General features: G+C 74.6%; 17 protein-coding genes. 8 read left to right on the top strand and 9 right to left on the bottom strand.

The features are described 5' to 3' along the window. Positions 1–113 precede the first annotated feature (113 nt). Positions 114–1,112, top strand: a complete 999-nt coding sequence (locus ACIA8Q_RS21070; RefSeq protein WP_387904853.1) for an AraC family transcriptional regulator — start codon at positions 114–116, stop codon at positions 1,110–1,112. Between the two features lie 271 nt (positions 1,113–1,383). On the opposite strand, the gene ACIA8Q_RS21065 is transcribed toward ACIA8Q_RS21070, so the two are convergent. After that, the gene (locus tag ACIA8Q_RS21065) at positions 1,384–3,039 is read right to left on the bottom strand and encodes an FAD-binding dehydrogenase (RefSeq protein WP_396317557.1); all 1,656 of its coding nucleotides are present in this window, start codon (positions 3,037–3,039) and stop codon (positions 1,384–1,386) included. 344 nt (positions 3,040–3,383) lie between these two features. On the opposite strand from ACIA8Q_RS21065, the gene ACIA8Q_RS21060 reads away from it, so the two are divergent. Further along, positions 3,384–4,313 carry an SGNH/GDSL hydrolase family protein gene (locus tag ACIA8Q_RS21060; RefSeq protein ID WP_360213034.1) on the top strand — a complete coding sequence of 310 codons (930 nt, stop codon included), beginning with the start codon at positions 3,384–3,386 and terminating at the stop codon, positions 4,311–4,313. A gap of 244 nt (positions 4,314–4,557) precedes the next feature. On the opposite strand, the gene ACIA8Q_RS21055 is transcribed toward ACIA8Q_RS21060, so the two are convergent. Next, complete coding sequence (locus ACIA8Q_RS21055) at positions 4,558–5,658, bottom strand: HoxN/HupN/NixA family nickel/cobalt transporter (protein ID WP_360213032.1); 1,101 nt, start codon at positions 5,656–5,658, stop codon at positions 4,558–4,560. Between the two features lie 238 nt (positions 5,659–5,896). Here ACIA8Q_RS21055 and ACIA8Q_RS21050 point away from each other — a divergent pair, with 238 nt between their 5' ends. The 5 genes from ACIA8Q_RS21050 (at position 5,897) to ACIA8Q_RS21030 (ending at position 11,568) form a co-directional block, all read left to right on the top strand. Then, entirely contained in the window at positions 5,897–6,856 is a 960-nt protein-coding gene (locus ACIA8Q_RS21050; protein WP_360213030.1) for a hydrolase, read from the top strand. A gap of 254 nt (positions 6,857–7,110) precedes the next feature. Continuing rightward, positions 7,111–8,979: a CocE/NonD family hydrolase gene (locus ACIA8Q_RS21045; protein ID WP_396317540.1), complete on the top strand. Its 1,869-nt coding sequence runs from the start codon at positions 7,111–7,113 to the stop codon at positions 8,977–8,979. Positions 8,980–9,026: 47 nt separating this feature from the next. After that, positions 9,027–9,731: an aspartate/glutamate racemase family protein gene (locus tag ACIA8Q_RS21040; protein ID WP_387904844.1), complete on the top strand. Its 705-nt coding sequence runs from the start codon at positions 9,027–9,029 to the stop codon at positions 9,729–9,731. A 290-nt stretch (positions 9,732–10,021) separates the two neighbouring features. Further along, positions 10,022–10,318, top strand: coding sequence for a hypothetical protein (locus ACIA8Q_RS21035; protein WP_360213024.1), 297 nt, complete (start codon positions 10,022–10,024; stop codon positions 10,316–10,318). A gap of 35 nt (positions 10,319–10,353) precedes the next feature. After that, on the top strand, positions 10,354–11,568 hold the full coding sequence (locus tag ACIA8Q_RS21030; protein ID WP_396317539.1) for a DUF5958 family protein: 1,215 nt from the start codon (positions 10,354–10,356) through the stop codon (positions 11,566–11,568). A 41-nt stretch (positions 11,569–11,609) separates the two neighbouring features. On the opposite strand, the gene ACIA8Q_RS21025 is transcribed toward ACIA8Q_RS21030, so the two are convergent. The 4 genes from ACIA8Q_RS21025 to ACIA8Q_RS21010 form a co-directional block, all read right to left on the bottom strand. Continuing rightward, a complete protein-coding gene (locus ACIA8Q_RS21025; protein ID WP_396317538.1) occupies positions 11,610–12,281 on the bottom strand; it encodes a tetratricopeptide repeat protein in 672 nt (223 codons plus the stop codon). Positions 12,282–12,297: 16 nt separating this feature from the next. Beyond that, complete coding sequence (locus ACIA8Q_RS21020) at positions 12,298–12,621, bottom strand: cupin domain-containing protein (RefSeq protein ID WP_396317537.1); 324 nt, start codon at positions 12,619–12,621, stop codon at positions 12,298–12,300. 158 nt (positions 12,622–12,779) lie between these two features. After that, a complete protein-coding gene (locus ACIA8Q_RS21015) occupies positions 12,780–13,679 on the bottom strand; it encodes an aminoglycoside phosphotransferase family protein (protein ID WP_387905003.1) in 900 nt (299 codons plus the stop codon). A 174-nt stretch (positions 13,680–13,853) separates the two neighbouring features. Continuing rightward, complete coding sequence (locus ACIA8Q_RS21010) at positions 13,854–14,771, bottom strand: helix-turn-helix transcriptional regulator (protein WP_360213106.1); 918 nt, start codon at positions 14,769–14,771, stop codon at positions 13,854–13,856. A gap of 112 nt (positions 14,772–14,883) precedes the next feature. On the opposite strand from ACIA8Q_RS21010, the gene ACIA8Q_RS21005 reads away from it, so the two are divergent. Next, entirely contained in the window at positions 14,884–15,621 is a 738-nt protein-coding gene (locus ACIA8Q_RS21005; protein WP_396317536.1) for an SDR family NAD(P)-dependent oxidoreductase, read from the top strand. A gap of 133 nt (positions 15,622–15,754) precedes the next feature. On the opposite strand, the gene ACIA8Q_RS21000 is transcribed toward ACIA8Q_RS21005, so the two are convergent. The 3 genes from ACIA8Q_RS21000 to ACIA8Q_RS20990 form a co-directional block, all read right to left on the bottom strand. Continuing rightward, positions 15,755–16,420, bottom strand: a complete 666-nt coding sequence (locus ACIA8Q_RS21000; protein ID WP_360213012.1) for an HAD family hydrolase — start codon at positions 16,418–16,420, stop codon at positions 15,755–15,757. 165 nt (positions 16,421–16,585) lie between these two features. Then, on the bottom strand, positions 16,586–18,133 hold the full coding sequence (locus tag ACIA8Q_RS20995; RefSeq protein WP_387904836.1) for a putative Ig domain-containing protein: 1,548 nt from the start codon (positions 18,131–18,133) through the stop codon (positions 16,586–16,588). Positions 18,134–18,461: 328 nt separating this feature from the next. Beyond that, positions 18,462–19,421, bottom strand: coding sequence for a hypothetical protein (locus ACIA8Q_RS20990; RefSeq protein ID WP_360213010.1), 960 nt, complete (start codon positions 19,419–19,421; stop codon positions 18,462–18,464). Positions 19,422–19,526 lie beyond the last annotated feature (105 nt).

The following is a 19,526-nucleotide window of genomic DNA, read 5'->3' as shown; positions in this document are numbered from 1 at the left end:
CCGCGGGCGCCCGCCGTAATACCGTTGCCCGGCCGTGCCCGGGGGGTCAGAGTGGTCCGTCGCGCCGCCGCACGGGCGGCGCCGGCACCGGGCTCGGATCATCGGATCAGGGGGTGGCAGTGGCGGTCGCGGCACTGGATCGGGAAGGCGACGGGAGCGGTCCGGTCTCGCTCTACGAGGGCGGCAGCATCGAGGAGCTGCGCCTGATCGTGAGCGACCGGCTCTCGCCGCACCGGCTGACGGTGCTCGGCGACCAACTGGCGCCCGGCCGGTTCCGGGCCTTCCACGAGGGCCGGGTGGCGCTCTACGACCTCGCCTACGGCGCCCCCGTACGCCTGTGGACGGGGGAGATCCCCGACTTCTACAGCGTCATCCTGCCCCAGGCCGGCCACGGGCGGGTGACCGTGAACGGCACCGGGCTGCTGTCCCCGCCGTTCGTCGCCGGGCCGGGCGACGAGGTCGGGATGGAGTGGGACGGCCTGGCCGTGAACGCGGCGCTGGCGATGTCCCGGGAGACCCTGGACGAGGCCCTCGCGGTGCGGCTGGGGGACGTTCCGCGGCACCCGCTGCGATTCCGGCAGCACGCGCTCGACCCGGCGGACCCGGCCGTGCACTCCTGGCTGGCGCTGGCCCACGCCTTCCGGGAGTTCGTCGTCTCCCCGCTGGGCCGCCGTTCCCCGCTGGGCGTCGAGCAGTTCGAGCGGCTGCTGGCCGACACCCTGCTGGACGTCCACCCGCTCGACCGGAGCCGGACGGTGGGCCACGACGGCGCCCTGCTGCCGAGCGCCCTGCGCCGGGCGACGGCCTACTGCGCCGAGCACGCCGACGAGGCCGTCACGGCGTCCGACATCGCCCGGGCCGCCCGGGTCAGCCTGCGCACCCTGCGGGAGGGCTTCCGCAGGCACCTGGACACCACGCCGCTGGCGTACCTGCGCCGGGTCCGGCTCGACCGCGCCCACCAGGACCTCACGGCCGTCGCCGCCGGGGACGCCACCGGGACGGTCACCGACGTCGCCTGCCGCTGGGGCTTCACCCACCTGGGCCGGTTCAGCGCCGAGTACCGGCGGGCGTACGGGCGGCTGCCCTCGGAGACCCTGCGGGGCCGGCGCTGACCGTCCGCCGGCAACCGGCGCCGCCCGTCCGCCGGACGGCCACCCGGGTCCGCCGGACGGCGGCCCGGTAGCAGTCCGGGCCCTCGCCGGCTATCCGGAAACGTGCGGGGCCACCGCCCCGGAGTGGATAGTTCCGCGCGCACCGCTCGGGGAGGCTGGACCCCTACCGGTGCCGGTCGGTGCGCTCCCACAGGGGAGGGGCGCACCGGCCGGCGCACGCGTGCTCCAGCCTTCGTGCGCCCGGCCCGCCGGCCTACCCGCCCCCGCCCCGCTACGCGACCGCCCGGGCCGCCGCGCGGCCCGCGGTGCGGCCGGAGAAGAGGCAGCCGCCGAGGAAGGTGCCCTCCAGCGAGCGGTAGCCGTGCACCCCGCCGCCGCCGAACCCGGCCGCCTCACCGGCCGCGTAGACCCCCGGGAGGACCTCCCCGCCGGGGCGCAGGACGCGCGAGGAGAGGTCGGTCTCCAACCCGCCGAGGGACTTGCGGGTGAGGATGTTGAGCCGCACCGCGATCAGCGGGGCGGCGGCCGGGTCGAGGATGCGGTGCGGAGCGGCGGTGCGGATCAGCTTGTCGCCCAGGTAGCGGCGGGCGCCGTGGATCGCGGTGACCTGGAGGTCCTTGGCGAAGGGATTGGCGATCTGCCGGTCGCGGGCCTCGACGGTGCGGCGCAGCGCGTCGGGGTCGATCAGCGCCCGGCGGGTCCTGGCGTTCATGCCGCGGGCGAGGTCGGCGAGGGTGCTCGCGACGACGAAGTCGGGCCCGTGCCGCAGGTGGCCCCGGACCGGGCCGGGGGCGCCGGGCAGGGCGCGGCCGAGGACGCCGCGCACCGAACGGCCCGTCAGGTCGGGGTTCTGTTCCGAGCCGGAGAGGGTGAACTCCTTCTCGATGATGCGCTGGTTGAGCACGAACCAGGTGTGTTCGTGCCCGGTGGACATGATGTGCTCGAGGGTGCCGAGGGTGTCGAAGCCGGGGAAGAGCGGGACGGGCAGCCGCTCGCCGCGGGCGTCGAGCCAGAGCGAGGAGGGGCCGGGCAGGATGCGGATGCCGTGCCGGGCCCAGATCGGGTCCCAGTTCTCGATGCCCTCGGTGTAGTGCCACATCCGGTCGCCGTTGATCAGGTGGCCGCCGGCCTCGCCGGTGATGCCGAGCATCAGCCCGTCCACGTGCGCGGGGACGCCGGAGAGCAGCCTGGCGGGCGGGGTGCCGAGCCGGGCCGGCCACGCCTTGCGGACCAGGTCGTGGTTGCCGCCGATGCCGCCCGAGGTGACGATCACGGCCTGGGCGCGCAGTTCGAAGGTGCCGGCGGTCTCGCGCGAGCTGGCCTCGCCGCGGGCGGCCGGGCTGGGCACCAGCACCTCACCGGTGACGGTGTCGGTGACGCCCGCGGTGGCGGCGAGGCCGGTGACCCGGTGCCGGAAGCGCAGGTCGACCAGACCGCGGGCCGCCGCGGCCCGGACCCGGCGGACGAAGGGCTCCAGCAGGCCGGGCCCGGTGCCCCAGGTGATGTGGAAGCGCGGCACGGAATTGCCGGGCCCGTCGGCGAGGAATCCGCCGCGTTCGGCCCAGCCGACGACCGGGAAGAAGCGCACGCCCATGCCGTGCAGCCAGGAGCGCTTCTCACCGGCCGCGAAGTCGACGTAGGCCTCGGCCCACCGCCGGGGCCAGGCGTCCTCGGGCCGGTCGAATCCGGCGGTGCCGAGCCAGTCCTGCCGGGCGAGGTCGTGCGAGTCGCGGATCCGCATCCGGCGCTGTTCGGGCGAGTCGACCAGGAAGAGGCCGCCGAAGGACCAGTGCGCCTGGCCGCCGAGGGAGGCCGCGGGCTCCTGGTCGAGCAGGATCACCCTCCGTCCGGCGTCGGCGAGTTCGGCGGTGGCGGCGAGGCCTGCGAGTCCCGCTCCGATGACGATGACGTCGGCGTCCAGGGCCATTGCGCAGTCCTCCGTCGCGGTGGGCACGGACGGCGCTCCGGGGCGGGCGCCGTCGGCGGGGCGGCGCACGGGCGGGCGGCGTCGCCGTGCGCCCGATACTGCGGCCTGCGGCGAGGCCCGGTCAACCGGCGGGTAACAACCGACGGCGGCAATTCCGCTCCACGGCGTTTCGGAAATGCCTCCGATACGCGGTGGAGCGTAATTCGAAATACCACCTGACGGAATTTCGGGAATTTCTGCGCATGCCATGGACGTGCGCGAAACCTGACAGTAACTTACCTGTGAGTAGCTGTGGCCCGGCTGGCACGACCCCCACCCGTCGTTTCTCTCCCCCAGGAGGAACCGTGCTCCGCCCTGCCCGGAAACTCCGCCGCTCCACCGCGCTCGCCGCGGTGGCCGTCGGCGCCGCCCTCGCCCTCACCTCCACCAGTGCGCAGGCCGCGACCCCGGCGCCGAAACACATGGTGGCGCTCGGCGACTCCTACGCCGCCGGCGCCGGCGTGCCCGGCCAGTCGGCCGGCCTGTGCCTGCGCTCCGACCGCAACTACGGCCACCTCGTCGCCGGCGCCCTCAAGGCCGCCGCGTACACCGACGTCACCTGCGCCGCCGCCAAGGTCAAGGCCATGACGCAGCCGCAGTACGACGCCTTCATCAGGGTCAACGACCCGCAGCTGGACGCGGTGACCCCCGACACCGACCTGGTCACCCTCGGGATCGGCGGCAACGACCTCGCGGCCAGCGACCTCGGCCTCGGCGAGCTGGTCGCCACCTGCATCGCCGGCGCCGTCGTCAACCCGCTCGGCACGCCCTGCAAGGACGTCTACCACCACGGCTACTGGGACTGGAGCACGTGGTCCTGGCAGTACGGCAACGACGACCTCGCCGAGCGGATCACCACCACTATCGCGCCGCAGATCGCCGACACGCTCAAGCGCATCCACGCCAAGGCGCCGGGCGCCCGGATCCTGCTGGTCGGCTACCCGTCGGTGCTGCCCGCCGACGGCTCGAAGTGCATCCTGCGCCAGCCCGTCACCCCGGGCGACGTCGAGTACATGCACGGCGTGCTCACCAAGCTGAACGCGGCCCTCAGGTCCACCGCGGCGGCGAACGGCGCCACCTACGTCGACACCGCGACGCCGACCCTCGGCCACGACGTCTGCTCGGACGACCGCTGGATCGAGGGCGCGCTGCCCGGCTCGCCCGCCGTGCCGTTCCACCCGAACGCCACCGGCGAGAAGGTGATGGCGGACGCGGTGCTCGCCGCGCTGCGGTAGGACGCCCGGAGGGCACCGGCCGCACCGGCCGCAGGGCCCGCCGCACCGGCCGCGGCGACCTGCCGGCGCACGGAGGCGACCCCCCGGCGCGCCGGCCGGCCAAGGCGCCGGGGCCGCGCGCTCTGCGCCTGGCCACCGGCGCCCCGCGTCCCGCGGCCCACGCCCTGCGGGAGCCCGTCCGGAAAGCCCCGAGGGGGCGGTGACCAGACCCCGGTCACCGCCCCCTCGGTCCGCGCGCCGCGGGCTACTCGGACTCGGCGGCCGCCGCGGCCAGCCCGGCCGACCACTTCTCCTCCACCTTGCCGAACTTCCAGAACGCGATCGCACCGGCCCAGGTCACCACGAAGAGACCGACGATCGCGTAGCCGACGAAGTTGAGGTCCAGCTCGCCCACCCAGGCGATCGGCCCGCTGGTGATGTCCAGCTTCTCGCCGAGCAGGCCGACCAGCTCGACCAGGCCGATCACCAGCGCGACCAGCACCGACAGGCCGGTGACGGTCAGGTTGTAGTAGATCTTGCGGACCGGCTTGGAGAACGCCCACTCGTAGGCGAAGTTCATGAACGAGCCGTCGATGGTGTCCAGCAGGCTCATCCCCGCCGCGAACAGGATCGGCAGCGTGAGCAGCGCGTACCAGGGCAGTGAGAACGCCGCCGCGCCGCCCGCCAGCACCAGCAGCGACACCTCGGTGGCGGTGTCGAAGCCGAGGCCGAACAGCAGGCCCACCGGGTACATGTGCCAGGGCTTGGTGACGGCCCTGGTCACCCGGCCGAGGATGCGGTTCATCAGCCCGCGCTTCTCCAGCTGGCGCTCCAGCTCGGCCTCGTCGTACTCGCCGACGCGCATCCGGCGGAACACCTTGAGGATGCCGTTGAAGGCGCCCAGGTTGATCAGGCCGAGCAGCAGCAGGAACGACCCGGAGACGGCGGTGCCGATCAGGCCGGTGGTCGCGTGCAGGGTCGAGTCGTCCGACTCCACCTGGCCGGCGAGCGACCTGACGCCGAAGGCGAGCAGCGCGCAGAGGCCGAAGACGATCGAGGAGTGGCCCAGCGAGAACCAGAAGCCGACCGACAGCGGGCGCTTGCCCTGGCCCATCAGCTTGCGGGTGGTGTTGTCGATCGCCGCGATGTGGTCCGCGTCGAAGGCGTGCCGCATGCCCAGGGTGTAGGCGGTCATCCCCATGCCGGCGCCGAAGACCTGCCCGCCGACGTCGTAGTGCTCGGGCGCCACCAGGGCGAGCAGGGTGAACCAGCCGACCACGTGCAGCGCGAGGATGAAGCCGCCCATTCCGGCCAGGCGCATCCACTCGTCCCGGGTGAGCCGGTCACGCCATCTGGGGGCGGTCATCGTGGTGTTTCCTCTCGGCGGGCGGTCGAAGCTGGGCCATCTTTCCGCCTCGGCCTCCGCAGTTGCAAGTCATACGCAGGTACGGAATGTTCTCCCCCCTCCTCCGGAGATCGTCACGAGCCGTACAGGGCGCCGTAACCTCCCGGGGCTTCCGACCGCCGCCCGACCGGCGGATACTCCCGTTCTACGCGCGAAAACTCGAGCGCCGAAACCTCGACTCCCCACGGAGGAACGGCACATGACGATCCGCATGCGAGCCGCCACGGCTCTCGCCGGCACCGCCCTGCTCGCGGCCGGCCTGATCACCCCCACCGCCGTCGCCGCGCCCGCCCCCACGCCCGCGCCCGCCTCGGCCACCCCGGTCGCCGCCACCCCGCACCGGGTGCTGTTCGACAACAGCAAGGCCGAGACCGCCGGGAACGCCGACTGGATCATCAGCACCAGCCAGCCCGACCCGCTCGCCCAGAACGCCAACCCCACCACCGAGAAGAGCTGGACCGGCGCCCTCTCCGCCTGGGGCGTCGCCCTCCAGAGGACCGGCCAGTACAGCCTCAAGACCCTCCCCGCCGGCTCCACCATCAGCTACGGCACCGGCGCCGCCCTCGACCTCGCCAACTTCGACACCTTCGTCCTCCCGGAACCCAACATCCGGCTGACCACGGGCGAGAAGAGCGCGCTGGTCCGCTTCGTCCGCAACGGCGGCGGACTCTTCCTGATCTCCGACCACACCAGGAGCGACCGCAACAACGACGGCTGGGACTCCCCCGCGATCATCAACGACCTGATGACCGCCAACGGGGTCGACGACAACGACCCCTTCGGCTTCTCCGTGGACCTGCTCAACATCACCACCGACAACCCGCGCGCCGCCGACGCCCCCACCGACCCCGTGCTGCACGGCCCGTTCGGCACCGTCACCGGCTCCATCCTGCGCAACGGCACCACCTTCACCCTGAAGCCCGCCGACAACCCCTCCGTCAAGGGGCTCGTCTACCGCACCGGCTCCAGCGGCACCACCGGCGCCTTCTTCGTCACCAGCACCTACGGCAGCGGCCGGGTCGCCGTCTGGGGCGACAGCTCGCCCGTCGACGACGGCACCGGGCAGAGCGGCAACACCCTCTACAACGGCTGGAACGACCCGGCCGGCACCGACGCCGCGCTCGCCCTCAACGCCACCGCCTGGCTCAGCAAGGCGTGAGCGCCCCCGCGGGCCCCGCCCGGGCCGGCCGGCGGGCGATGCCCGGCCCGGCCCGTCGGGACCCCGCCCGTCGGGAATCCACCCGCCGGGACCCCGCCCGCCAGGAACCCGCTCGTCAGGAACCCTCTCGTCAGGAAATCGGACGCTTCCTCCCCTAGGGTCGGAATGCCGACGCCCGCGGCGCGCCCCCACCGACCGGGAGCGCGCCGCGGGCCCGCCGGCAGTCACCGGCCCGGGACCCGATGGGAGCGGCCATGCCGTCGTACCCCTACCGCACCACCCGCGAGGACCTGCGCATCCCGCTGCCCGACGGCACCCGCCTCAGCGCCCGGGTGTGGCGCCCGGTCGGCGACGAGCCCGTCCCCGTCCTCCTGGAGTACTCCTCCGACCGGCTCACCGACCGCACCGCCGCCGAGGACGCCCGCCGCCACCCCTGGTACGCCGGCCACGGCTACGCCGCCGTCCGGGTGGACACCCGCGGGCACGGCAACTCCGGCGGCCTGCCCGCCGAACCCGGTGGCGGCGCCGAGCTCGACGACGGCGCGGCCGTGATCGACTGGCTCGCCCGCCGGCCCTGGTCTACCGGCCGGGTCGGCCTGCTCGGCGTCGGCGCCGCCGGCACCACCGCACTGCTGCTCGCCGCGCGGGCCCCCGGCACCGTCGGCGCCCTGGTCACCGCCTGCCCCGAGGGCGGCCACCGCCTCGGCGGCGCCCTCCTCGCCACCGACCTGCACACCCGGCTCACCGCCCTCGTCGCCGGTGCCGCCCTGCCGCCCGACCCCCGGCACGTCGGCGACTCCTGGCGCAGCGAGTGGTTCGCCCGCCTGGAGTCCCTCGACCCGCCCGTGGACACCTGGCTCGCCGCCGGGGAGAGCAGCGTCCCGGTGCCCGTGCCCGCCTTCGCCGTCGCCGGGTGGGGCGACCCGTCCTGCTCCTTCGTGCTGCGCCTGCTCGCCACCTCCCCCGACGCCCGCGCCCTGCTCGGCCCCTGGCCGCACGGGCTGCCCGAGGACGCGCTCCCCGAGACGCTGCGCTGGTGGGACCACTGGCTGCGCGACGTCGACACCGGAGCCCCCGAGGAGCCCGCCCTGCGCAGCTGGATCAGCACCCGCTGGGCCGGCGAGGAGGTCTGGCCCTCCCCCGACGTCCGGGAGATCCACTACGGCCTCGACGGCGCGCTGCGCACCGCCGGCACCTCCGCCGAGGACCGCCACGTCCCGGTCCGCTCGCCCCAGCACACCGGCCTCGACGCCGGGGCCTACGTCCCGCAGGGCCGCCCCGCCGACCAGCCTCCCGACCAGCGCGAGGAGGACGGCCGCTCGGTCTGCTTCGACTCGCAGCCGCTGCCCGAGCCCGTCGAGATCCTCGGCGCGCCCACCGTGCGGCTGCGGCTGCGCGGCGGCGGGCCGCCCGCCCAGGTCGTCGCCCGGCTCTGCGCCGTCGGCCCGGACGGCACCTCCGCGCTGATCACCCGCGGCGTGCTGCTCACCGACGGCCGGGACGCCACCGTGGAGCTGGCCGCCTGCGCCGCCACCGCCCCCGCCGGGCACCGCCTACGACTGGCCCTCTCCTCCGGCTACTGGCCCTGGGTGTGGCCGGAGCCGGACACCACGGGCTACGCCGTCGACCCGTCCGGCTCCGCGCTGAGCCTGCCGGTGCGCCATCTCGCCGCCGACGTCGGCGCCGCGCCCGTCTCCCTGGGGACCCCCGAACTGCCCGAGCCGCTCGACGTCCACCTGACCGAGCCGCTGACGGCCCGGCCCGAACGCCTCACCGTCCACGACATCGGCCGCCACGAGTGGCGCACCGAGCTCTCCCCCGCCGGGGACGGCACCCGCACCCACCCCGACGGCCTGGTCCGCGACGAGCACACCGTCACCGCGTACCGGATCCTCACCGGCACCCCGCTCAGCGCCCAGGCCCGCACCGACCACACCGTCCGCCTGGAGCGGCCCGAGGCCGGCTGGGACGTCACCGTGCAGACCCGCACCCAACTGCGCTGCGACGCCGGGCACTTCCTCAGCGTCGTGCAGCTGCGGGCGCTGGAGGCGGGCTCGGTGGTGTTCACCCGGGAGTGGCAGCACCGGGTGCCCCGGGAGAGCACCCCCAGCACCCCAAAGTAATCCTTATGGCATTGCCGTGAAGCCGACCAATGCTTTATAACTTGCCCATGAAGACCCTCGGCCTGATCGGCGGCATGAGCTGGGAATCCACCGCCGAGTACTACCGCCACCTCAACGAACTCACCCGGGAACGCCTCGGCGGGCTGCACTCCGCACCGCTCGTGCTCTACTCCGTCGACTTCGCCACCGTCGAACGGCTGCAGGCCGAAGGACGCTGGGAGGAGGCCGGCGCCCTCCTGGCCGACGCCGCCCGCGCACTGCAGGCCGCGGGCGCCGAACTACTGCTGATCTGCACCAACACCATGCACAAGGTCGCCGACCAGGTCGCCTCGGCCGTCCGGGTGCCGCTCCTGCACCTCGCCGACGCCACCGCACAGGCCGTCCGCACGGCCGGCCTGCGCCGGGTCGGACTGCTCGGCACCGCCTTCACGATGGAACAGGACTTCTACCGCGGCCGGCTGGCCGCCGGCGGCCTCGACGTCCTCGTCCCGGACCAGGAGGGCCGCGCCCTGGTGCACCGGGTGATCTACCAGGAGCTGTGCCTCGGCGTCGTCCGCGAGGAGTCGCGGGCCGCCTACCGCCGGGTGATCGAGGACCTGGTCGCCGCCGGGGCCGAGGGCATCGTCCTGGGCTGCACCGAGATCGAACTGCTCGTCCGCCCCGAGGACAGCCCCGTCCCGCTCTTCCCCACCGCCCGGCTGCACGCCGAAGCCGCCGTCGAGGCCGCCCTGGCCGGCGGGGTCACGGCCTGACGGAGCCGCCCCGTCAGGCCGTGGCCCGGTCGCGCCCAGCCGCCAGGGCGGAACGGCACCGGCCGGCGGGGACGCCGGCGGCCACCGCGCGCTCAGCCGCTTCGGCGCCCCGCGTCAGGGCGTGTCTTTCGGATCACGTCGGATCAGCGGGCGTCGTTGGGGTGCGTGCATCGGCGGCGCCGAGGAGGGAGTCCATGCGGAGCATCGGCGACTGACGAGAAGCCGGCGAGGTGCGTGCCCCGGCGGCGACCGCCTGGCGTGATCCGAAAGACACGCCCTAGGCTCCCGCCGTGGCACAGAGCGAACTGCTGGTCGACATCCGCGAGTACACCGTCGAGTCGCTGACGGACCTCCGCGCGGCACTCGTCGCCGTCAACCACGAGGCCCTGCACCACTGGCAGGGCCGCAGCCTGGACGCCCTCTGGGACATCATCGAGAACCGGGGCTTCTCCGACCTGCTCGACTCCCACGACGTCCTGGTCGTCCGGGCCCGCCGCAGCGCCTTCCTCTCCCCGGAGCACCCGCTCGGCCGGACCCTGCTGGAGCTGTTCCACGACGCCACCCACGCCCGGCTGGAACTCTGCTGACCCGGCTCGCGCGACGGACGAAGGGGGGGTGGGCCGTGACGCGGGAACTGCCCGAGCGGCACGTGGTCCTCAACGAGCTTGCGCAGGGCCTGCGGCCGCTGGCCCAGGGGATCGACTGGTTCGACGGGCTGCCCGGCGAGGAGCAGCGGCTCGCGCTGCGGGACCTCGCTGCGTTCGCCGTACAGGCCCGCGCCACCACCGAGGACGGCGTGGCCGCCGTCCGCCCGGCCGGGCTCAAACCGACCCACACCCCCTCGGTGCTGCTCTCCGGCGGGCGGATCGAGCACCGGCTGGGGGCGGTCGCCCGCCTGGAGCCGCCGCACGAGCGGCGCAAGGCCTTCCGCCTGCTGGTCCACGTGCTGGCGCGCGCCGACGCCCGGCGCCGGGAGCGCTTCTGCCGCGACGGCTGCTCCCACGCCTGGCACCGGCTGGGGCCCGCCCGGCCGCCGGGCGCCGCGTCCGGCACCACGGACTGGTCGCGGCTCACCCACGCGTACGGCACCGCCGAGGACGTCCCGGTCCGGCTCGCGCGCCTCGCCGCCGACCCCACCCCGCAGGGCTGGGACGCCCTCTGGTCCGCCCTGTGCCCCGACGACACCGTCCACCCGGCGGGCTTCGCGGCGCTGCCGGGACTGCTCGACATCGCGGGCGGGCTCGACCAGCAGCGCACCCTGCCGGCCCTGGCCCTGGCCGGTGCCATCGTGGCGGGTGCCGACCAGCCCCACGGGGCCGGCGACGTCCGCGCCCGGTACGCCACCGAGATCGCCGCCCTGCGCGCGCTGGCCGAGGAGCACCGGCGGACGGCCCCCTGCGTGCGGGACTACGCCGCCTCCCTGGACGCGCAGTTGAGCCTCGAGGGCGGTCCGGCCTGGGCCGGGGAGCTCACCCTGGGGATCATCGTGCAGCAGTACGAGCTGACCTGCCCGGCGTGCGCGGCGGAGGTCCTGGTCGTCGTCGGCGACCGCGGCCGGTACTCCCGCCCCGGCGGCCGGGCCCTCGCCACCGCCGGTGCCGACGCCGGCTCGGCCGGCCACGCCGCGACCCACCCGCTGCGGCCGGCCGACCCGGCGGACCTCCGCGGCACCGCCCGCCGCCTGTACGACCTGGCGGTCGCCGACCACCGGCCGGCCGTCGCGGCCGTGCTGGCCTGTGCGTTCGGCACCGCGACCTGCCCGGGCTGCGGGGCGGACTTCCCGGTGGCCGAGCGGATCGCCGCGGCCGCCGGGGAACCGGGGACCGCACCGGCCTGACTCCCTGACCGCCCGGGGCCGCGCGCCGCGCCTTCGCCCGGTCAGACCCCGTCCGAGCCCCGCTCGAGCCCGAGGTCCGTCCGGGCTCCGGTGATCCACCCGAGCACGCCGTACGCGTCGGTGTCCTCCGCGAGCGCGGTGGCCTCGCGCAGCAACTCGGCCGCGTCCGCACGCCGTTGCTCCTGCCCGGCGATGTAGGCGAGGCCGACCAGGTTGGCCGCGACGCCGGGAGCGAAGTCGGCCTCGCGACGCAGGCGGGTCGACTCCTCCAGGTGGGCGCGGGCCTCCGGGAGGCGGCCGGCCATGTGGTCGAGGATGCCGAGATGACGCAGCGCGTAGGAGGCGGTGAGGGTGTCGCCGGCCCCGCGGGCGCGGTCCAGGGAGCGCCGGAGCAGCGGCTGGGCGGTGTCGTGGTCCCCGCGCACCACCTGGTGGTAGGCGGCGATCCAGAACAGCGCCTCGCCGCGGCCCCGGTCGTCGCCGAGCCCGGCGTAGAGTCGCTCCGCCCGTTCGAAGAGCGCCAGTTCCTCCTCGGACTCCTCCTGCCGGGCCACGAAGCGGGCGTGGACCACCCGGCCGCGGGCCAGGGCGAGATCCGCCTCGACCGCGTCGAGGCACCGGTCGGCCCGGGTCAGTGCGCCGGTGTCGCCCCCGAAAACCGCTTGCTCGTAGAGCCGTTCGGCTTGCTGCACACGATCGTCGATTCCGGTCATGGGGCGATCGTATCGATCACCCCTCCCCCGGGCCCGCGGTCTCGACGATCAGCAGACTCCCCCGGCTCCCCGCCCGGACCGCGTGCCGCGCCCCCGCCGGCACCACCACCAGCTCTCCCGAACGCAGCGTCATGTCGGCTTCCTCGACGGACAGTTGCAGCACCCCGTCGACGACCAGCAGCACCTCGGCCGCGGCGTGCGACTCCACCGGCAGCTCCCGCCCGTCCATCCGCAGCAGCTTCACCTCGGCGGCCCCGACCAGCCCCAGCACCCGGGACTGCCAGGCCTGCGGCAGCCGGGCCGCGCACTCGTTCACGTTCATCAGGTCGACCGGGTTCACGGCATGCCTCCCCGCGGTCCGCCCGCCCGGTGGGGGGAGGCGTCCGCGCATCGCGTTCAGTGGATGCCGAGGACGCTACTCGCCCGGCGCCGCCCGTTGGTCGACCGTTCGGTAAAGACTGCCGGACCGCTCCGCGCGGCCCTCGCCCCCGCGAGGTGCTACGCGTGCCGGCCGACGGCCGGCGAGGCGTGCTCGGCCAGCACCTGCGCGATGACGTACCGGGCGATGTCCGCCATGACGGGATTGGTCTCCCGGTAGTAGTCCAGTTCGGCCACCGCGATCGACAGGGCCCAGCCCCGGCCGCGTGCCCAGGCCGCGTCGTCGGCCCCCACCGCCGCCCGGAAGTCGCCCCGGACGGCCGCCGGGAGCACGTACCAGGCCGGGATCAGGTCGACGGCGCCGTCCCCCAGTCCGGCGCACCCGAAGTCGATGACCGCACTCAGCCGGCCGCCGGAGACGAGCAGGTTGCCCGGCTGCAGGTCGGCGTGGATCCAGACGGGCGGGCCGGACGGCCCCGGGGCCTCCAGGGCCGCCTCCCAGGCGTCGGTCGCGGCGCGGGTGTCGACGATCCCGTGCAGCCCCGCGATCGCCGCCCGGGTCTGGCCGTCCCGTTCCGCGAGGGGTTCGCTGCGGTAGGCGGCGGGGCCGCCCGCCGGGTCCACCCGGTGCAGGGCACCGACGAAACCGGCCAGGTCGCCGGCCAGCAGCGCGGGCTCCTCGGCCCGGCCCGCCACCGGATTGGCCCCGTCCAGCCAGCGGAAGACCGACCACGGCCACGGGTACCCCGCGACCGGCCCGCCCACGCCCAGCGGTGCGGGGACGGGCACCGGCAGGGCCGGGGCCAGGCGCGGCAGCCACGCGTGCTCCTTGGCGATGTCCTCGGCGGCGGCCGGGATCCGCGGCAGGCGCACCACCATGTCCGCGCCGAGCCGGTACATGGCGTTGTTGGTGCCGGCCGAGTCGACCCGTTCGACCGGCAGGCCGGCCCACTGCGGGAACCGTTCGGCGAGCAACGCGCGCACCAGCGCCTCGTCGATGTCCCACTCGTCCGCGTGCATCGCGCCCATGCCTGTGGCTCCCCCTCGCTCGGTCCGGTCACGTGCCGGCGGCCGGGCTCACGCACCTGCGGGTACGGCCCCGGCCGGCTCGGACCCCGTCCGGTGGACCGGGCCGGGCACGGGGCCCGAATCTTCCACCGGGGTGCCGGGCCCGCAACCGGATTTCGGCGGCCCTCACCCCCGCGCGGCGAGGTCCGTGCGGTCGGTGAGGCCGTGACGGCCGTCGAGGTCCCGGCCACCGGCGAGGTCCTGACTGCCGGAGAGGTCCTGACTGCCCACCACCTTGAGCAGCCGCAGCGCCGCGTGCGAGGGGGTGCCGGGCGCCGCCGTGTAGAGGATCACCCACTGATCGCGGTGCGGGTCGTGCAGCGCCTCGCAGTCGAGGTCGAGCGGGCCGACCACCGGGTGGAGGATCCGCTTGCGGGTGGAGCGCCGGACCTCGACGTCCTGACGCGCCCAGAGCTCGCGGAACTCCGCGCTCGCGGCCACCAGGCGGTCGACCAGCCCGCGCAGCTCGCTGTCGGCCGGGTAGCGGGCGGCGGCGACCCGCAGGTCGGCGACCGCACGGAGGGCGAACTTCGCGGCGCCGTCCGGGTCGTGGCGGGCGCGGGTGTCCGGGTCGGTGAAGAAGCGCCAGATCATGTTGCGCTCGCCGGGCGGCAGGACGGAGAAGTCGCCGAGCAGCGCGGCCGCCATGGCGTTCCAGGCGAGCACGTCCCGGGCGGCGCTGCAGACCATCGCCGGGGTGTCGTCGAGACGGTCGAGCAGGTGCAGCAGCCCGGGCCGCACCTCCCGCGGCGGGCCGGCCGGCGGCAGCGGCGGCTCGCCCACCAGGTGGTGCAGATGGGCGCGTTCGTCGTCGGACAGCCGCAGCGCCCGGCTGATCGCCCCGATCATCTGGCGCGACGGGCGCGGCCCCCGGCCCTGTTCGAGGCGGATGTAGTACTCCACCGACATCCCGGCGAGCTGGGCGACCTCCTGGCGGCGCAGGCCCGGGGTGCGCCGGCGCCCGCCCGCGGGCAGGCCGACGTCGGACGGCTGGATGCGGGCGCGCCAGCGCCGCAGGAAGGCGGCCAGCTCCGCCCGGTCCACGTGTTCCACGCCGTCCAGTCTCGCCGGGCGGCCGACGCGCCACCATGGCACCGCCGGTACCACCCTCGACAGTGCTCTCCCGGGCGTCGCCGCCCCCGGTCAGGGTGGGGCCATGACCGACAACCGCATCGTCCTCGTCACCGGCGCCAACAAGGGCATCGGCTTCGCCACCGCCCGCGAACTCGCCCGCTCCGGGCACACCGTGCTGATCGGCGCCCGCGACCCCGGCCGCGGCGCGGCCGCCGCCGCGGAGCTCGCCGCGCAGGGCCTCGACGCCCGTTTCGTCCACCTCGACGTCACCGACCCGGAGTCGGCCGCCGCGGCGGCCCGCCGGATCGACGCCGAGCACGGCCGCCTGGACACCCTGGTGAACAACGCGGGCACCGCCCTCGACTACGGCCACACCCCGCAGACCCTGCCCCTGGAGGCGCTGCGCGCGACCTACGAGACCAACGTGTTCGGCGTGGTCACCGTGACCAACGCGATGATCCCCCTGCTGCGCCGCTCGCCGGCGGCCCGGATCGGCAACGTCTCCAGCGGCCTGGCCAGCTTCGCCGGCTTCCTCTCCCGCCCGGAGAACCCGGTCTGGGAGCACGCGACCCTGCTCGCCTACAACTCCTCGAAGGCCGCGCTCAACGCCGTCACCCTGGTGTACGCCCGCGAGCTGCGCGGCACCGGGATCAGGGTCGACGCGCTGGAGCCGGGCTACTGCGCGACCGATCTGAACGGCCAGGCCGGCCCGGCGAGCGCGGAGGAGGGCGGGCGGGCGATCGCCGCCCAGGTCGGCGGGCCGGGTGACGGCCCGACGGGCTCGTTCTTCCGCCCGGGCGGCGGCACCCACCCGTGGTGACCGGCGCCCGCCGGTGACCGCTGCCCGCCGACGACCGATGCCCGGCGCCCGATGACCGACGCGTCCGGCCCTGCGTCAGGCCCGGCGCGTCCGGCCCTGCGCCGCCCCGCAGACGCGGGTTTGAAGGCAGACCCTAGGCGGGCTGGACGGCCCCGGCGGCGATGAGGGCGGGCAGCCGGCGCATGTCGTCGAAGACGACGGTGTCCGGCCCCGCCAGCCGCTCCGCGGGGGTCACGCCGCCCGCGTAGCCGAGCGAGCGCATCCCGGCGGCCCGGGCGGCCTCGACGCCCGGGCGGCTGTCCTCGACGACGATGCACGCGGCCGGGTCGACGCCCATGGACCGGGCGGCGTGCAGGAAGAGGTCGGGCCAGGGCTTGCCGCGTCCGACGTCGGTGGCGGAGAAGATCCGGCCGGCGAAGTGCCCGTGCAGGCCCGTCCGGCCGAGGGTGTGGCGCATCTTCTCGTGCGAGCCGCTGGAGGCCACGCAGGTGGGCAGGGTGATCGCGGCCAGCGCCTCGGGCAGACCGTCGACCGGGGTCAGTTCGGCGTCCACGGCCTCGGCGTGGAGCTCGACGAAGCGCTTGGCCCACACCTGCGCGGTCTCCTCCCCGAGCCGGTCGGCGACCAGCGTGTGGTTGGCCGCCTCGGAGCGTCCGACGAACCGCTCGATCGCCTCGGCCTCGGTCAGCGGCCAGCCCAGCTCCGCGCCGAGGCGCAGCAGCACGCGCACGGCGATGACCTCGCTGTCCACGAGGACGCCGTCACAGTCGAATATCACCAGTTCGATCGGCTTGATCATCCCCACAGGATAGGCATCCGTCCGGACCGGCCACCGGGCGGCCCGGAGCCGGCCGGCGGCCGTTCGCCGAAGTCACGGGCCCGGAGGGGGAGTTCACCGTCGATGCCGGGCCCGGCCCGCGGGGTCCGTGGACTCCGCGGGCCGGGCGCTCGAACCGGACGGGCCTCAGCCGGTCTGGACGGAGGTGTCGTCGATCACGAAGCTCGTCTGCAGCGAGGAGTCCTCGACGCCGTTGAACTTCAGGGTGACGCTCTGGCCCGCGTAGGACGAGAGGTCGAAGGTGCGCTGCTGGTAGCCGGCCGCGGCGTCCACGTTGCTGTAGGTCTTCAGCGTGGTGCCGTTGGCCGAGAGGGTCAGCTTGTCGTAGGCGGTGGAGCCGGTCTCGGCGGTGTCGATGTGCAGCCAGAAGCTCAGCGTCGCCTTGCAGCCGGCCGGGATGGTGACGGTCTGCGCGAGGGAGTCGGTGTGGCTGGAGCCGTAGCCGTTCAGCCAGGCCTTCCAGGAGCCGCCGTGGGCCGCCTGCGAGGAGCTGTTGTCGACGACGCCGGAGCTGGTCGTCCACGGGGAGGCGCTGCCGGTCTCGAAGCCGGCGTTGCCGAGCAGCTGGGCCGGGGTGCAGGTGCCGCCGCCACCGCCGGTGACGGTCCAGGTGAAGCCTGCGGTGGCGGTCTTGCCGGCGGAGTCCGTGACCGTGACGGTCACGTTGGAGGTGCCGGCGGCGGTGGCGGTGCCGCTGATCAGCCCGGTGGAGGCGTTGATCGACAGGCCGGCCGGGAGGCCGGTCGCGCCGTACGACAGCGGGGCGGTGCCGCCGGAGGCGTTGATCTGCAGGCTGACCGAGCCGTTGAGCGCGGTGGACTGGTTGCCCGGGTTGCTCACGGAGACGGCGCTGCCGGCGGGCTTGGTGAGCAGGCAGCCGGCGACGTTGAGGTCGATGGCCCGGTTGGCGCCGAGGCAGGTGGTGAACCAGTAGGTCTCCTCACCGTAGCTCTGGCCCTTGAACGCCTTGGTGGTGCCGTCGGCGGCGACCTCGCAGGGGTTGTCGAGGGTGCACATCTCGCCGTTGTCGTTGCCGGTGTTGTTGATGCCGACGATCCGCCCGCTGGCGGAGTCGACGATCGGCGAGCCGGAGGTGCCGTGCGTGGTGTTGCAGCCGGAGCTGTAGCGCAGCGAGTCGTGCCAGGTCCACTGGTCCTCGCGCAGGGTGGGCACGAACCCGTTGACGGAGCAGTTCCACACCTGCTTCCAGTACGAGGAGGGTATGTACATGGCGGAGCCGTCGACCGGGTGGCTGTCGTTGATGGTCAGCGCGGTGGCGCCGTACTTGGAGCTGATCGAGGCGTAGGTGTCGGTGAGCTGGTAGAGCGCGACGTCGGTGCCGGTCATCGTCGCGTAGAGCACCTTGTCGGCCTGGACGGTGCCGAGGGTGTTGCCGGCGCCGTTGAGCAGGGTGCCGCTGCGGCTCGCGCTGGCGTTCTGGATGACCTGGCCCGCGGTGGGCATGGTCGGCAGGCAGTGGCCGTTGGTGAGCATGAGCGCCCGGTCGGCGGACACGGAGCTCGGGTAACGCACCAGCGACGCCGAGCAGTTGCTCAGGGCGATGGTGGAGGTCAGGTCGCTGGCCTGGACCGCGTGCGCGGGGGCGGCGGCGAGGGTCAGCCCGCCCGCGACGACGGCGCTCACACCCGCCATCGCGACAACTCTCTTCAGCATGGCTCTCCTTGTGGGGGATCGCGGGGTGTACGACTGGTCGCCGAGGCCCGCGCCGCACGAAAGTGCCATGGTCACTTCAAGCGGTCAACCGTCCTGACCGAACTCGCCACCGCCGATCGGCGGTCGTGCCACCGGGCGGGGGCCATCCGCCCCGGTATGCCCGTTACGCGCGCAACCGACGGCACCCCCGGGCACCACGGGTGCCAGGAGGTGCCAGAAGGTACCGACGGTAGGTCAGAACGCCTGCGACGAAGACGAGTCGGGAGAATCCGTCCGAAGGCCAGGACACCCAGCACCCCGGCGCCCACGCCCACGGCTACGGCTACGGCTACGGCTGCGGGAAGGAGTCCGCGTCCACGCTGTCGGTCTTCGCGTTGCCGCCCGCCGTCGGCTGGAGGGTGATCGACCAGGACGTCGCGGTGCGGCCGGTCTCGAACGCCAGCGTGTCCTGGAACTTGGTGAAGCGGCAGCTCTGCGTGAAGGCCTTCGCGTCGGAGTCCCAGTCCACGCCGCCGGAGAAGAACACCTCGTAGGTGCCGTCCTCGACGCCCTCGATGCTGGCCTTCGCCCCCTTGGCCACGTACACCGAGTGCACCGACTTGCCGTTCAGCGCGAGCGAGACCACCGCGTCCGACTTGCCGCCGTTGTCGACCTTGAACACGCCCTCGCCGCGCAGCCTCCCCTCCCGGACCAGGGTGCCGTTGTCCAGCGAGCGGGACTGCTGCTTCGGCGTCTGCGGCGCCGCGAAGGTCGTCTGAAAGCCCAGCGCCGCCATCTTCGCCAGGGCCGAACCCACCCCCGCCAGGCCCTCGGAGGCACCGAGCTCGGCCTGGGCCGAACCCAGCGCGCAGACCCCCTTGTTCTTGATGTCCTTGCGGACCCCGGCCGCGTCGGAGGAGAGCTTGGTCAGCGAGGCCACCAGCTCGGCCCGCGCCGTGGCGGCCTCCGGCGGCTCGCTCGCCCAGCGCAGGTCACTGCCCGCGGTCGTCGCGGCGCTGCCGATCGTGCCGAGCAACGTGTCGAACTCGCCCAGGGTCTTCGCCGTGGACACCTGGCCCAGCGCCTTGGCGAGCGGGTCGATGCCCTTGGCGAGCACCGGGCCGTACGGCGGCCTGGTCGGGGTGGGGAGCGGTGTCGGGGTCTCGGCCTGCACCGGCACCGCGGTGACCGTCGCCGTCGACGGCCCCGCGGCCGCCCCGCCACCACCACCGCCCCCGGAGCACGCGGCGCACGCGGCGAGCAGCAGCGCGGTACCGACGGCCAGACCTGTCTTGCTGATGGACTCCATGGAACCCCGCCCCGGTGACGTCTCGTACACACTGCGTGCACGACCCCGCCGCCATGGTGCCGACCCCGCCCAGGCCGGTCAACCGGATTCGCGGTTTCCGGCGGA

Source organism: Kitasatospora sp. NPDC051705 (genome assembly GCF_044453265.1).
In the GTDB taxonomy this organism is placed as follows: Bacteria; Actinomycetota; Actinomycetes; order Streptomycetales; family Streptomycetaceae; genus Kitasatospora.
The sequence above is the reverse complement of the archived record's forward strand: the minus strand, read 5'-3'. Positions and strand labels throughout refer to the sequence as shown.

Excerpts from the sequence above, each read along its gene's own strand:
- ACIA8Q_RS21065 (WP_396317557.1), bottom strand. The coding sequence starts at position 3,039 with ATGGCCCTGGACGCCGACGTCATCGTCATCGGAGCGGGACTCGCAGGC.
- ACIA8Q_RS21015 (WP_387905003.1), bottom strand. The coding sequence starts at position 13,679 with ATGCACGCGGACGAGTGGGACATCGACGAGGCGCTGGTGCGCGCGTTG.
- ACIA8Q_RS21025 (WP_396317538.1), bottom strand. The coding sequence starts at position 12,281 with ATGACCGGAATCGACGATCGTGTGCAGCAAGCCGAACGGCTCTACGAG.
- ACIA8Q_RS21000 (WP_360213012.1), bottom strand. The coding sequence starts at position 16,420 with ATGATCAAGCCGATCGAACTGGTGATATTCGACTGTGACGGCGTCCTC.
- ACIA8Q_RS21005 (WP_396317536.1), top strand. The coding sequence starts at position 14,884 with ATGACCGACAACCGCATCGTCCTCGTCACCGGCGCCAACAAGGGCATC.
- ACIA8Q_RS20990 (WP_360213010.1), bottom strand. The coding sequence starts at position 19,421 with ATGGAGTCCATCAGCAAGACAGGTCTGGCCGTCGGTACCGCGCTGCTG.
- ACIA8Q_RS21055 (WP_360213032.1), bottom strand. The coding sequence starts at position 5,658 with ATGACCGCCCCCAGATGGCGTGACCGGCTCACCCGGGACGAGTGGATG.
- ACIA8Q_RS21045 (WP_396317540.1), top strand. The coding sequence starts at position 7,111 with ATGCCGTCGTACCCCTACCGCACCACCCGCGAGGACCTGCGCATCCCG.
- ACIA8Q_RS20995 (WP_387904836.1), bottom strand. The coding sequence starts at position 18,133 with ATGCTGAAGAGAGTTGTCGCGATGGCGGGTGTGAGCGCCGTCGTCGCG.
- ACIA8Q_RS21040 (WP_387904844.1), top strand. The coding sequence starts at position 9,027 with ATGAAGACCCTCGGCCTGATCGGCGGCATGAGCTGGGAATCCACCGCC.
- ACIA8Q_RS21050 (WP_360213030.1), top strand. The coding sequence starts at position 5,897 with ATGACGATCCGCATGCGAGCCGCCACGGCTCTCGCCGGCACCGCCCTG.